General features: G+C 68.1%; 12 protein-coding genes. 8 read left to right on the forward strand and 4 right to left on the reverse strand.

Features of this window, described 5'->3' with window-relative positions; all coding sequences use genetic code 11:
• The first annotated feature begins 206 nt into the window (after positions 1-206).
• The 3 genes from acs (at position 207) to ltaE (ending at position 4,238) form a co-directional block, all read left to right on the forward strand.
• Positions 207-2,186, forward strand: coding sequence for an acetate--CoA ligase (gene acs, locus C1I89_RS20740; protein WP_181391010.1), 1,980 nt, complete (start codon positions 207-209; stop codon positions 2,184-2,186).
• Between the two features lie 119 nt (positions 2,187-2,305).
• Positions 2,306-3,193, forward strand: coding sequence for a DMT family transporter (locus tag C1I89_RS20745; protein WP_102774447.1), 888 nt, complete (start codon positions 2,306-2,308; stop codon positions 3,191-3,193).
• 34 nt (positions 3,194-3,227) lie between these two features.
• Positions 3,228-4,238 carry a low-specificity L-threonine aldolase gene (ltaE, locus tag C1I89_RS20750; RefSeq protein WP_102774448.1) on the forward strand — a complete coding sequence of 337 codons (1,011 nt, stop codon included), beginning with the start codon at positions 3,228-3,230 and terminating at the stop codon, positions 4,236-4,238.
• 16 nt (positions 4,239-4,254) lie between these two features.
• Here ltaE and C1I89_RS20755 read toward each other — a convergent pair whose 3' ends face one another.
• The 3 genes from C1I89_RS20755 to C1I89_RS20765 all read right to left on the reverse strand — a co-directional run bounded on the left by C1I89_RS20755 (position 4,255) and on the right by C1I89_RS20765 (position 7,217).
• Positions 4,255-4,599: an antibiotic biosynthesis monooxygenase family protein gene (locus tag C1I89_RS20755; protein WP_102774449.1), complete on the reverse strand. Its 345-nt coding sequence runs from the start codon at positions 4,597-4,599 to the stop codon at positions 4,255-4,257.
• A 77-nt stretch (positions 4,600-4,676) separates the two neighbouring features.
• Positions 4,677-5,528: an NAD-dependent epimerase/dehydratase family protein gene (locus tag C1I89_RS20760; protein ID WP_102774450.1), complete on the reverse strand. Its 852-nt coding sequence runs from the start codon at positions 5,526-5,528 to the stop codon at positions 4,677-4,679.
• A gap of 42 nt (positions 5,529-5,570) precedes the next feature.
• On the reverse strand, positions 5,571-7,217 hold the full coding sequence (locus C1I89_RS20765; RefSeq protein WP_168202249.1) for an electron transfer flavoprotein-ubiquinone oxidoreductase: 1,647 nt from the start codon (positions 7,215-7,217) through the stop codon (positions 5,571-5,573).
• A 112-nt stretch (positions 7,218-7,329) separates the two neighbouring features.
• Between C1I89_RS20765 and C1I89_RS20770 the strand changes: the two genes are divergently transcribed.
• The 3 genes from C1I89_RS20770 to C1I89_RS20780 all read left to right on the forward strand — a co-directional run bounded on the left by C1I89_RS20770 (position 7,330) and on the right by C1I89_RS20780 (position 9,292).
• Entirely contained in the window at positions 7,330-7,779 is a 450-nt protein-coding gene (locus tag C1I89_RS20770; RefSeq protein WP_181391011.1) for an acyl-CoA thioesterase, read from the forward strand.
• Between the two features lie 152 nt (positions 7,780-7,931).
• Complete coding sequence (locus C1I89_RS20775) at positions 7,932-8,630, forward strand: CoA transferase subunit A (protein WP_102774452.1); 699 nt, start codon at positions 7,932-7,934, stop codon at positions 8,628-8,630.
• An 11-nt stretch (positions 8,631-8,641) separates the two neighbouring features.
• A complete protein-coding gene (locus C1I89_RS20780; protein WP_102774453.1) occupies positions 8,642-9,292 on the forward strand; it encodes a CoA transferase subunit B in 651 nt (216 codons plus the stop codon).
• Between the two features lie 93 nt (positions 9,293-9,385).
• On the opposite strand, the gene C1I89_RS20785 is transcribed toward C1I89_RS20780, so the two are convergent.
• Positions 9,386-9,847 carry a GNAT family N-acetyltransferase gene (locus tag C1I89_RS20785; RefSeq protein ID WP_102774454.1) on the reverse strand — a complete coding sequence of 154 codons (462 nt, stop codon included), beginning with the start codon at positions 9,845-9,847 and terminating at the stop codon, positions 9,386-9,388.
• Positions 9,848-10,028: 181 nt separating this feature from the next.
• On the opposite strand from C1I89_RS20785, the gene C1I89_RS20790 reads away from it, so the two are divergent.
• Together C1I89_RS20790 and C1I89_RS20795 are read left to right on the forward strand one after the other, a co-directional pair.
• Entirely contained in the window at positions 10,029-10,904 is an 876-nt protein-coding gene (locus tag C1I89_RS20790; protein WP_102774455.1) for a MurR/RpiR family transcriptional regulator, read from the forward strand.
• A complete protein-coding gene (locus C1I89_RS20795) occupies positions 10,901-11,881 on the forward strand; it encodes an isoaspartyl peptidase/L-asparaginase family protein (RefSeq protein ID WP_102774456.1) in 981 nt (326 codons plus the stop codon). Before C1I89_RS20790 ends, C1I89_RS20795 begins: the two co-directional genes overlap by 4 nt.
• The last annotated feature ends 35 nt before the right edge of the window (positions 11,882-11,916 follow it).

The raw sequence follows: 11,916 nt of genomic DNA on the forward strand, positions 1-11,916 counted from the left end.
GCGCCGCCACCATGCGGCGCCGATGCGCCAATGGCTTGTGCGGGCCGCGAGGCCTATGCCCTGCGATCCCGGCGCTCCAGGCGCCTGCGCACGCGGACTCCGGCCCGCATTTTGCGTAAGGTGCCCGTAAGAGCGTGGCGATACGGTTGCAGGTAGGTCTGAAAAAGCGGCACAAACAACAGAATCACCGATTGGAGACAAAAATCATGTCGAACGCTATTGAGTCCGTCCTGGTGGAAACCCGCGTATTCCCGCCGCCCGAGCGCGCGGCGCAGGGCGCCGCGATTCCCAGCATGGACGCCTACAACGCGCTGTGCGCCCAGGTCGAGAACGATTTCGACGGCTTCTGGGCCGGCCAGGCGCGCGACAACCTGCAATGGACCAAGCCCTTCACGCAGGTCCTCGACGAATCCGACGCGCCGTTCTACCGCTGGTTCGGCGACGGCGAACTCAACGTTTCGGCCAACTGCCTGGACGTGCACCTCACCAACGGCAACGCCGACAAGACCGCCATCATCTTCGAATCCGACGACGGCAAGGTCGACAAGATCACGTACCGCGAACTGCTGGCGCGCGTGTGCCGCTTCGCCAACGGCATCGCCGCGCTGGGCTACAAGAAGGGCGACCGCGCCATCATCTACATGCCGATGTCGATCGAAGCCGTGGTCGCCATGCAGGCCTGCGCGCGCCTGGGCGTGACGCACTCGGTGGTGTTCGGCGGCTTCTCGGCCAAGAGCCTGCAGGAGCGCATCGTGGACGTGGGCGCCACGCTGGTCATCACGGCCGACGAGCAGGTGCGCGGCGGCAAGACCATCCCGCTCAAGCCGGCGGTCGAGGAAGCCTTCGCCATGGGCGGCTGCGAAGCCGTCTCCAAGGTCATCGTGTACCGCCGCACCGGCGGCAAGGTGCAGTGGAACGAAGGCCGCGACCTCTGGATGCATGACGTGGAAGCCGGCCAGGCCGACACCTGCGAACCGGTGCCGGTCAACGCCGAGCACCCGCTGTTCATCCTCTACACCTCCGGCTCCACCGGCAAGCCCAAGGGCGTGCAGCACTCGTCGGCGGGCTACCTGCTGTGGGCGCTGCTGACCGTGAAGTGGACCTTCGACGCGCGCAAGGACGACGTCTACTGGTGCACGGCCGACGTGGGCTGGGTCACCGGCCACACCTACATCACCTACGGCCCGCTGGCCGCCGGCCTGACGCAGGTGGTGTTCGAGGGCGTGCCCACCTACCCGAACGCCGGCCGCTTCTGGGACATGATCGCGCGCCACAAGGTCAACACCTTCTACACCGCGCCCACGGCGATCCGCTCGCTGATCAAGGCGGCCGAGGCCACGCCCGAAGCGCATCCCGGCAACTACGATCTCGACAGCCTGCGCATCATCGGCACGGTGGGCGAGCCCATCAACCCCGAAGCCTGGATGTGGTACCACAAGAACGTGGGCCGCGAGCGTTGTCCCATCGTGGACACCTGGTGGCAGACCGAGACCGGCGGGCACATGATCACCCCGCTGCCCGGCGCCACGCCGACCAAGCCGGGTTCCTGCACCTTGCCCCTGCCGGGCATCGCGGCGGCCATCGTCGACGAGACCGGCGCCGACGTCGAGCAGGGCAACGGCGGCTTCCTGGTGGTCAAGCGTCCGTGGCCGGCCATGATCCGCAACATCTGGGGCGACCCGGAGCGCTTCAAGAAAAGCTATTTCCCGTCCGAGCTTCGCGGCTACTACCTGGCCGGCGACGGCGCGCAGCGCGACGCCGACGGCTATTTCTGGATCATGGGCCGCATCGACGACGTGCTGAACGTCTCCGGCCACCGCCTGGGCACGATGGAAGTCGAATCGGCCCTGGTGGCCCACGAAATGGTGGCCGAGGCCGCGGTGGTGGGCCGTCCGGACGATACGACGGGCGAGGCCGTGGTGGCCTTCGTGGTGCTCAAGCGCGCCCGCCCCGAAGGCGACGAGGCGCAGGCCATCGCCAAGACGCGGCGCGACTGGGTGGCCAGGGAAATCGGCCCCATCGCCAAGCCCAAGGACATCCGCTTCGGCGACAACCTGCCCAAGACGCGTTCGGGCAAGATCATGCGCCGCCTGCTGCGCGTGGTCGCCAAGGGCGAGGAAGTCACGCAGGACGTCTCCACGCTGGAGAACCCCGCCATCCTGGAACAGCTGTCCAAGCCGCTGTGAGCGGGCCCGGCCGGCGCCGTCCGGCCGCGCGCTGCGCGACAGGCGCATAATGTGAGGCGCCCGTGCTCTTTCCGGCACGGGCGCCTTCTTTTTTTCTCGCACCACACGGAGTCGAAGACGTGAGCCGCAGCAGTTTCGATCGCGCAGGGCTGGCCCTGATGCTCAGCACCATCCTGGTCTGGGCGGGTAGCTGGATCGCGATGAAGCTGATCGTGCCCTACATCGGCCCGTTCGATTTCGTCGCGCTGCGCTACGTATCGGGCAGTCTGGTGCTGTTCGCGCTGGCCATCGCGACCCGCCGGCCGCTGGCCATGCCGCCGTGGAAGCTGACACTGCTGATCGGCCTGACCCAGACCGCGGGCTTCCAGGGCTTCGTGCAGACCGCGCTGGTGACGGGCGGGGTCGGCAAGGTCTCGCTCATGGCCTACACCATGCCGTTCTGGGTGATCCTGTTCGCATGGTGGCTGCTGCGCGAACGGCCCACCGCCACGCACGCGCTGGGCATCGGCCTGGCCGCCGTCGGCCTGGTGTGCTTCGTCGAGCCCTGGAATGGCCTGGGCGACATCCGGCCGGTGCTGCTGGGGCTGGGCAGCGGCCTGAGCTGGGGCGTGGGCACCGTGCTGTCCAAGCGCATGTTCGAGCGCCATGCGCCGGACGTGATGACGTTCACCGCGTGGCAGATGCTGTTCGGCGGCCTGGTGATGGTGCCGGTGGCCTGGCTCATGCCGCAGATGCCGGCGCAATGGGGCTGGCAGCTATGGGCCGGCATGGTCTATATCGTGCTGATCGCCACCGCCGCGGGCTGGCTGCTGTGGCTGCAGGTCGTGCGCCGGGTGCCGGCCTCCATCGCCGGCCTGTCCAGCCTGGGCGTGCCGGTGGTGGCCATGCTGCTGGCCTGGCTGCTGCTGTCCGAGCGGCCCACTGCCGTGGAACTGGGCGGCATGGCGCTGATCCTGGCCGGCATCTGGGTGGTGAGCCGCGCCGCGCCGGCCCAGCGCGCCGACTGACCGGACTCCCCATCCCATTTATCGAGGACTAATCATGATCGATCTGCGCAGCGACACCGTCACCCGACCCTCGGCGGCCATGCTGCAGGCCATGGTCGCCGCGCCGCTGGGCGATGACGTGATGGGCGACGATCCCACCGTGATCCGGCTGCAGGAAGCGGTGGCCGCGCGCGCCGGCAAGGAGGCGGGCCTGTTCTTCCCGTCCGGCACGCAGAGCAACCTGGGCGCGCTGATGGCGCATTGCGGGCGCGGCGACGAATACCTGGTGGGCCAGCTGGCCCATACCTACAAGTACGAAGGGGGCGGGGCGGCCGTGCTGGGCAGCATCCAGCCGCAGCCGATCGAGCACGCCGAAGACGGCACGCTGCCGCTGGAAAAACTGGCGGCGGCGCTCAAGCCGGCCGACGACGCGCACTTCGCGCGCACCCGTTTGCTGGCGCTGGAGAACACCTTCCACGGCAAGCTGATCCCGGCCGCCTACGTGCAGGCCGCCACCGACTGGGCGCGCCGCCACGGCCTGGCCACGCATCTGGACGGCGCGCGCGTGTTCAACGCGTCCGTGGCCAGCGGCCTGCCGTTGGCGCAGCTGTGCCAACCCTTCGATACGGTGTCGATCTGTTTTTCCAAGGGCCTGGGCGCGCCGGTGGGCTCGGTCCTGGCGGGCAGCGCCGAACTGATCGCGCGCGCCCACCGCTGGCGCAAGATGCTGGGCGGCGGCCTGCGCCAGGCCGGCGTACTGGCCGCGGCCTGCCTGTACGCGCTGGAACACAACGTCGAGCGCCTGGCCGAAGACCATTCCAATGCGCGCCTGCTGGCCGAGGGCTTGCGCGGCATCGCCGGCGTCAGGGTGCTGAGCCAGGACACCAACATGGTGTTCGCCGAATTCGAGCCCGCGCGCTGCGAGGCGCTGACCGCCGCGCTGGCGGCCGAGGGCATCCTGATGCGCGCCGTCTATGGCGGCCCGACGCGCCTGGTCACGCACCTGGACGTGTCCGCCGACGACGTGCGCCGGGTGGTCCAGGCCGTGGCGCGGCACCTGGCCTGAGGCCGCGGGCGCAGCCTCAGCCGTGCCGTTCGCGGCTGTCGGCCGGGGCCTGTTCGCGCTCGTGCATGCCGTAGTCGCGCAGCACCTGTGCGACCCGCAGCCGGTAGCCGGCGAACACGCCGCCGCGCCCGGCTTCCTGCGCGCGGCGGTGCGATTCCAGCGAGCGCCAGCGCCGCACGGCGTCCTCATCGCGCCAGAACGATAGCGACAGCAGCTTGCCCGGCTGGCTCAGGCTCTGGAAGCGTTCGACGGAAATAAAGCCGTCGACGGCCCGCAGTTCCTCGACCAGTCCCGCGGCGATGGCCAGATAGGGCTCGGGGTTGCCGTCGGCCGGCTCGACTTCGAATATCACGGCGATCATGGGGTGTGGTCCTTGGCAGTGTCGGGATGGCGCCAGTATCCGGCGCGTGCGCGGCCCACGCTTCGGCGCGCGGCGAACTATGCCTGCGGCGGCCGGGCCTCGGCCAGCAGCGCGGCGTAGCCCAGGCGCGAGTCGGGCCACTGCAGCGTGAAGCCGCTGGCGCGCAGGCGGGCGTTGCTGAGTTTCTTGCTGCCGACGTTGGCCGGGGCGGGCGCGGTGCGCGGCGCGGGCGCGCCGGCCAGCCTGGCCAGCTCGGCGTACAGCGTATGCAGGGGCAGCGGCGTGTCGTCGCAGCCGATGTACACCGGCGCGGCCTCGGGCAGCAGCGCCAGATGCGCCACGGCCGCGGCGGCGTCGTCGATATGTATGCGGTTGGCCCAGTGTTCGGGCTGGCGCGGCGCGCCGGCCGCGCCGCTGCGCAGGCGTTCGATCAGCTGCAGCCGGCCCGGGCCGTACAGGCCCGCCAGCCGCAGCGCCGTGGCGGGCAGGCCGCGCGCCGCCAGCGCGGCCTCGGCCTGCAGCAATATGCGGCCGTTCTCGCCCAGGGGAGCAGGGGGCGTGTCTTCGGTGACCCAGTCGCCGTCGTGCTCGCCATAGACGGCGCTGGAGGACACGAACACGATCCGCGCCAGCCGCGAGGCGTCCAGCGCGTCCAGCACCCGCGCCAGGCCGTCGATGAATACGCCGCGATAGGCCGCGGCGTCGCGCGCGCCGGGCGCAGGCAGGTGGATCAGGCGCGTGACGCCTTGCGGCAGCGCGCCGATTCCGCCGGGCGCGGCGATGTCGCCGCGCAGCCAGCGGATGCCCGAAGGGCCGTCGGCCGGCGGATGGCGGCGCAGGGCATGGACCTCGTCGCCGCGCGCCAGGAAGCGCCGGGCGACCCGCAGGCCCAGGTCGCCGCAGCCGATGAGCAGCACGCGTTCGGTCATGGGATTCGCGCCATTGCGCGCCGCCCCGCGGGGCGGCGCCGGTTACATGCCGCTGTAGACCGGACCTTCGCCGCCTTGCGGCGCCACCCAGACGATGTTCTGGGTCGGGTCCTTGATGTCGCAGGTCTTGCAGTGCACACAGTTCTGCGCGTTGATCTGCAAGCGGTCCTCGCCGTGGTCGTCCTTGACGAACTCATAGACGCCCGCGGGACAGTAGCGCGCTTCGGGCCCGCCGTACTTGGCCAGGTTGATCCGCACCGGAACGGTGGGGTCCTTCAGCGTCAGGTGGATGGGCTCGTTCTCTTCGTGGTTGGTGTTCGAGATGAACACCGAACTGAGCTTGTCGAAGGTGAGCTTGCCGTCCGGCTTGGGATAGTCGATGCGCGCGCATTGCGAGGCCGGTTGCAGGCAGGCGTGATCGGGCTTGTTGTGGCGCAGGGTCCAGGGCATCTTGCCCTTGAACACCAGCTGCTCGATGCCGGTCATCAGCGTGGCGATCGTGCGGCCCTTCTTGAACCACTGCTTGAAGTTGCGCGCCTTGTTCAGCTCGGCGTGCAGCCACGAGGCTTCGAAGGCCTGCGGATAGGCGGACAGCTCGTCCTGGCGGCGATCCGCGACCAGGGCGTCGAAGGCCGCTTCGGCGGCCAGCTTGCCGGACTTGATGGCGGCGTGGCTGCCCTTGATGCGCGAGGCGTTGAGGAAGCCCGCTTCGCAGCCGACCAGCACGCCGCCCGGGAAGGTCAGCTTGGGCAGCGCCAGCAGGCCGCCGGCCGTGATGGCGCGCGCGCCGTAGGCGATGCGCTTGCCGCCTTCGAAGGTGCCGCGGATGGCCGGGTGCGTCTTGTAGCGCTGGAATTCGTCGAACGGCGACAGCCACGGGTTGGCGTAGTCCAGGCCCACGATCATGCCGACGGCCACCAGGTTGTTGTCCAGGTGGTAGAGGAACGAGCCGCCGTAGGTGTCGGAATCCAGCGGCCAGCCGGCCGTGTGGATGACCAGGCCCGGCTTGGACTGGGCCGGATCGACTTCCCACATTTCCTTGATGCCGATGCCGTAGGACTGCGGGTTGCGGCCTTCGTCGAGCTTGTAGCGTTCGATCAGCTGGCGGCCGAGCTGGCCGCGCGCGCCTTCGGCGAACACCGTGTAGCGGGCATGCAGTTCCATGCCGGGCTGGTAGTGGTCGGTGTGGCTGCCGTCGCGCGCCACGCCCATGTCGCCCGTGGCCACGCCGCGCACCGCGCCCTTGTCGTCATACAGGACTTCCACCGCGGCGAAGCCGGGGAAGATGTCCACGCCCAGCGCTTCGGCCTGTTCGCCCAGCCATTTCACCACGTCGCCGAGGCGCACGATGTAATTGCCTTCGTTGTGGAAACAGGGCGGCAGCAGCCAGTTGGGGGTCGCGCGCGCGCCGTTCTCCGACAGGAACAGGAACTTGTCCTGCGTGACGGGCACGTTCAGCGGCGCGCCTTTTTCTTTCCAGTCGGGGATCAGCTCGGTCAGCGCCAGCGGGTCCATGACGGCGCCGGACAGGATGTGCGCGCCGAGTTCAGCGCCTTTTTCAAGCACGCAGACGCCGATCTCCTGGTTCTTTTCAGCGGCCAACTGCTTCAGACGGATAGCAGTGGCCAGGCCGGCGGGTCCACCGCCGACCACGACCACGTCATATTCCATCGACTCGCGTTCAGACATTTGCAAAGCTCCCCGTATGTATTCCATATTTGGCTGGAAGTATTATCGGCGATTGTATTGCAGGCGGAGCCATGCCTGCCTTTGTATTTCATTCAGCCATCAGGAGTTATTGGTGAACCCGGACAATCTGTCTGCACGGATTCTTGCGGTGGGCGATACCCACCAGACGGAATTGCCTTTGCGTTGGGGCGATTCCGACGCTTTGAACCATCTCAACAACACGCTGTATTTTCGGCTCATGGAAGAGGCGCGGATGCAGATCCTCTATGGCGCCGGCTTCAAGCTGCCCTCCGAGACGGGCCTGATCCTGGCTCACGCATCCTGCGATTTCCTGCGTTCCTTCACCTATCCCGCGGACGTGCTCGTCAAGCACACGGTCACGCGCATCGGCCGTTCCAGCGCCGAATTCGAGCTGACCCTGGAGAAGGCCGGCGACCCGAGCGGCCCCTATGCGCGCGGGCGCAACGTGCTAGTCTGGATGGACTACGTGGCCAACGTGTCCGCCCCGTGGCCGCAGCAGGTGCTGGCGCAACTGGGCGCCATGTTCACGCCGGCCGCCTGAGGGACGCGCCGCGACTGCGGCAAAATGGCGATGGCGCCGGCCGGTCATGCCGGTAAAATCGAACGCAAAGCACAATAGCAACAGGAAAAACAGGGTCCGTTGCGGCGCGGGACGGGCTCTCTACGGTTTTACCTTAACTAGGAGTTGGAGCGATGGACAAGGTTTATGCAAGCGCGCAGGAGGCGCTGGCAGGCATCGTCAAGGACGGCCAGATGATTGCCGTCGGCGGTTTCGGCCTTTGCGGCATTCCGGAGGCGCTGATCGCCGCGTTGCGCGATTCGGGCGTCAAGGATCTCACCTGCGTGAGCAATAACGCGGGCGTCGACGGCTTCGGCCTCGGCCAGCTGCTCAACACGCGGCAGGTGCGCAAGATGATCGCCTCGTACGTGGGCGAGAACAAGGAATTCGAACGCCAGTACCTGTCGGGCGAGCTCGAACTCGAATTCACGCCGCAGGGCACGCTGGCCGAGAAGCTGCGCGCCGGCGGCGCCGGCATCCCGGCCTTCTTCACCCGCACCGGCGTGGGCACCATCGTCGCCGACGGCAAGGAAATCCGCGAGTTCGACGGCCACCAGTACGTGATGGAGCGTTCGCTGGTGCCGGACGTGTCGCTGGTCAAGGCCTACATCGCCGACCGTAGCGGCAACCTGGTGTTCCGCAAGACCGCGCGCAACTTCAACCCCAACGTCGCCATGGCCGGCAAGCTGACCGTGGTCGAGGTCGAGAAAATCGTTGACACCGGCAGCCTGGACCCCGACCAGATCCATCTGCCCGGCATCTATGTGCAACGGATCGTGCTCAACGCCACGCCCGAAAAGCGCATCGAACAACGCACCACTCGCCCGGCCTAAGGAGAACAGACATGGCATGGTCCCGCGATGAAATGGCGGCTCGCGCCGCGCGCGAACTGCAAGACGGTTTTTACGTGAACCTGGGCATCGGCTTGCCGACCCTGGTGGCCAACCACGTGCCCAAGGGCGTGGAAGTGTGGCTGCAATCCGAGAACGGCCTGCTGGGCATCGGCCCGTTCCCCACCGACGACGAGGTCGACGCCGACCTCATCAACGCCGGCAAGCAGACGGTGACGACGCTGCCGGGCTCTTCGATCTTCTCCTCGGCCGATTCGTTCGCGATGATCCGCGGCGGCAAGATCAACCTGGCCATCCTCGGCGCCATGCAGGTCTCCGAAAAGGGCGACCTGGCGAACTGGATGATCCCGGGCAAGATGGTCAAGGGCATGGGCGGCGCCATGGACCTGGTGGCCGGCGTGGGCCGCGTCGTGGTCCTGATGGAGCACGTGGCCAAGAAGAAGGACGGCACCGAGGACATCAAGCTGCTGCCCGAATGCACGCTGCCCCTGACGGGCGTGGGCGTGGTCGACCTGATCATCACCGACCTGGGCGTGATGGAAGTCACCGAAAACGGCCTGAAGCTGCTGGAACTGGCTCCCGGCGTGACGGCCGACGAAATCCAGTCCAAGACCCAGGCCAGGCTCGACGTGTCCGGCGTGTGATGCCGGGCCGTTGACCGGCCGAGTCTTTCGACGCCCCGCGAGGGGCGTTTTTGTTTTTTGCGGAAAGGACGGGCGGCTGGAGCCGTCCTTCGATCAAGCCCCGCCCGCTTCCAACAACATCCCCACATGCGGGATGCCATCCTCCATATATTCCTCGGTGACCACCACGAATCCGTGTCCGCCGTAGTACCCGCGCAGCCGCGCCTGCGCGCCCAGGTACACCGGCTGGCCGGGCCACAGGCGTTCGACCTCGGCCTTGGCGCGGCGCATCAGTTCGTGGCCCAGGCCGGCGCCGCGCGCGGCCGGCGCGGTGATCACGCGGCCGATGACGGCGCGGCCGTCGTTCAGGGCCGGTTCCAGCAGGCGGCAATAGGCCAGCAGCGCGCCGTCCTGCCAGGCCATCAGGTGTTCGGTCGCGCCGTTCAGGTCCTTGCCGTCCATGTCGAGGAAGACGCAGTTCTGTTCCACCACGAAGATTTCGGAGCGCAGGCGCAGGATGGCGTAGAGCTCGGCGGTGGTCAGGGCGGCGTGCGGTTTGCAGGTCCAGACGGGCATGGGGGCGTGCGGCAGGAGAGGGAGGGGCGGATAGGGTACCGCATGCCGGCGCCGCTTTTCAGGCCGCTCCGTTACATTTTTACGCGGGTATACCCCTAGTATGAAAATCTATTTTCTTATCTAAAATTTGCATGTAAACAGATTTACATAGATCTCCGCTACACATTCCCCCGCTTTCCCGATGACCAAGGCCGCACTCACGATCGCTGATCGGATCGCCCGGGCCCAGCCCGCGTTGAGCCGCACCCAGCACAAGATGGCCGACTACGTGCTGGCGCACCAGTTCCGGGTCGCCACCATGACCATCGACGAATTCGCCGCGGCGGTCGGGGTGTCCGTGGCCACGGCGAACCGTTTCGCGCGCGCCCTGGACCTGCCGGGCTATCCGCAATTCCGCGCCGAACTGGCGCGCGGCTTCGAGGCCGCGCTGGAGCCGGTCGAAAAGCTGCGCACCGAGCTGGCCCATTCGGCCAGCGCCGTGCAGATCTTCGCCGCCACGCTGGAAGAGGACGTGCGCAACGCGCAGCGCAACCTGCAGTCGCTGGACGCGGCCGCCTGCGAGCAGGCGGTGCAGGCCATCCTGGCGGCCGAACGCGTGTTCATCATCGGTTTCGGCGCCAGCGGTTTCCTGGCGGGGCTGCTGCAGCGCGGCCTGTGCATGCACCTGCATTCGGTCGAATCGCTGGCCGGACCCGGCGGCGTTTCGCACGCGGCGCGCCAGATGTCGCGCATGACTTCCCAGGACCTGGTGATCGCCATCGGCTTTCCGCGCTACCTGGCCGACACCGTGACCCTGGCCGGCGCGGCCCGCCAGGCTGGCGTGCCGGTGCTGGTGCTGACCGACAAGCCCACGTCGCCGCTGGCGCCCACGGCATCCGTGGTGTTGTACGCGTATTCCGCGCGCCAGCTCAGTCCCAATTCCGAAACCGCCGCGCTCGGGCTGATCGAAGCCCTGTCGGCGGCGGTGGCCTATCGGGCCAAGAATTCCGTCGCGGCCGCCGCTGGGGTGACCCAGTCCGTCATGCCGTGGCTCATCCATGGAGTAGGTAAACGATGATTCAACCCGTGATCGCGATCCACGGCGGCGCCGGCGCGATGTCCCGCGCGGCCATGTCGCCGGAGAAAGAACAGGAATACCTCGACGCGCTGGAATCCATCCTGGCCGCCGGCCAGGCGGTGCTGGCCCAGGGCGGCAGCGCGCTGGACGCCGTGACCGAAGCGGTCCGCCTGCTGGAAGACTGCCCGCTGTTCAACGCCGGCCACGGCGCCGTGTTCACCAGCGCCGGCACCCATGAGCTGGACGCCGCCATCATGGACGGCGCCACGCTGCGCTCGGGCGCCATCGCCGGCGTGCACCGCGTGCGCAACCCGGTGTTCGCCGCGCGCAAGGTCATGGAAAACAGCAAGCACGTGTTCTTCGTGGGCGAGGGCGCCGAAGCCTACGCCAAGGAAGAGGGCCTGGAGCTGGTCGATCCGTCGTACTTCTCCACCGAAGCCCGCCGCGAGCAGCTGCTGCGCGTGCAGCGCGAGACGCCGGAAGCGGCGGTGCTGGACCACGACGGCCAGGCCCTGGTCGCGCGCGGCCAGCCCGCGCCGGCCGACCCGCTGGACGCCGACAAGAAATTCGGCACGGTGGGCGCGGTGGCGGTGGACGCCCAGGGCAACCTGGCGGCGGCCACGTCCACCGGCGGCATCACCAACAAGCAGGTCGGCCGCGTCGGCGACGCGCCGCTGATCGGCGCCGGCACCTACGCCAGCAACAAGACCTGCGCGGTGTCCACCACGGGCACCGGCGAGATGTTTATCCGCATGGTCGCCGCCTATGACGTGGCGGCGCAGATGGAGTACTGCGGCGCCACGCTGGAAGCGGCGGCGGACCGCGTCGTGCATGAAAAGCTGCCCACCATCGGCGGCAAGGGCGGCCTGGTGGCCGTGGACGCGCAGGGCAACGTGGCCCTGCCGTTCAACACGGAAGGCATGTACCGGGGCTACGCCCGGGTCGGCGAAAAGCCGGTCACCGCGATCTATCGATAAGCGGCGGCAGGTTCATTTTTTCAGTATTTGGGGAA

The sequence above is a fragment of the Achromobacter pulmonis genome (assembly GCF_002885955.2).
Classification (GTDB): Bacteria; Pseudomonadota; Gammaproteobacteria; order Burkholderiales; family Burkholderiaceae_B; genus Achromobacter; species Achromobacter pulmonis_A.

Excerpts from the sequence above, each read along its gene's own strand:
- C1I89_RS20760 (WP_102774450.1), bottom strand. The coding sequence starts at position 5,528 with ATGACCGAACGCGTGCTGCTCATCGGCTGCGGCGACCTGGGCCTGCGG.
- C1I89_RS20765 (WP_168202249.1), bottom strand. The coding sequence starts at position 7,217 with ATGTCTGAACGCGAGTCGATGGAATATGACGTGGTCGTGGTCGGCGGT.
- ltaE (WP_102774448.1), top strand. The coding sequence starts at position 3,228 with ATGATCGATCTGCGCAGCGACACCGTCACCCGACCCTCGGCGGCCATG.
- C1I89_RS20785 (WP_102774454.1), bottom strand. The coding sequence starts at position 9,847 with ATGCCCGTCTGGACCTGCAAACCGCACGCCGCCCTGACCACCGCCGAG.
- C1I89_RS20780 (WP_102774453.1), top strand. The coding sequence starts at position 8,642 with ATGGCATGGTCCCGCGATGAAATGGCGGCTCGCGCCGCGCGCGAACTG.
- C1I89_RS20795 (WP_102774456.1), top strand. The coding sequence starts at position 10,901 with ATGATTCAACCCGTGATCGCGATCCACGGCGGCGCCGGCGCGATGTCC.
- C1I89_RS20775 (WP_102774452.1), top strand. The coding sequence starts at position 7,932 with ATGGACAAGGTTTATGCAAGCGCGCAGGAGGCGCTGGCAGGCATCGTC.
- acs (WP_181391010.1), top strand. The coding sequence starts at position 207 with ATGTCGAACGCTATTGAGTCCGTCCTGGTGGAAACCCGCGTATTCCCG.
- C1I89_RS20755 (WP_102774449.1), bottom strand. The coding sequence starts at position 4,599 with ATGATCGCCGTGATATTCGAAGTCGAGCCGGCCGACGGCAACCCCGAG.
- C1I89_RS20790 (WP_102774455.1), top strand. The coding sequence starts at position 10,029 with ATGACCAAGGCCGCACTCACGATCGCTGATCGGATCGCCCGGGCCCAG.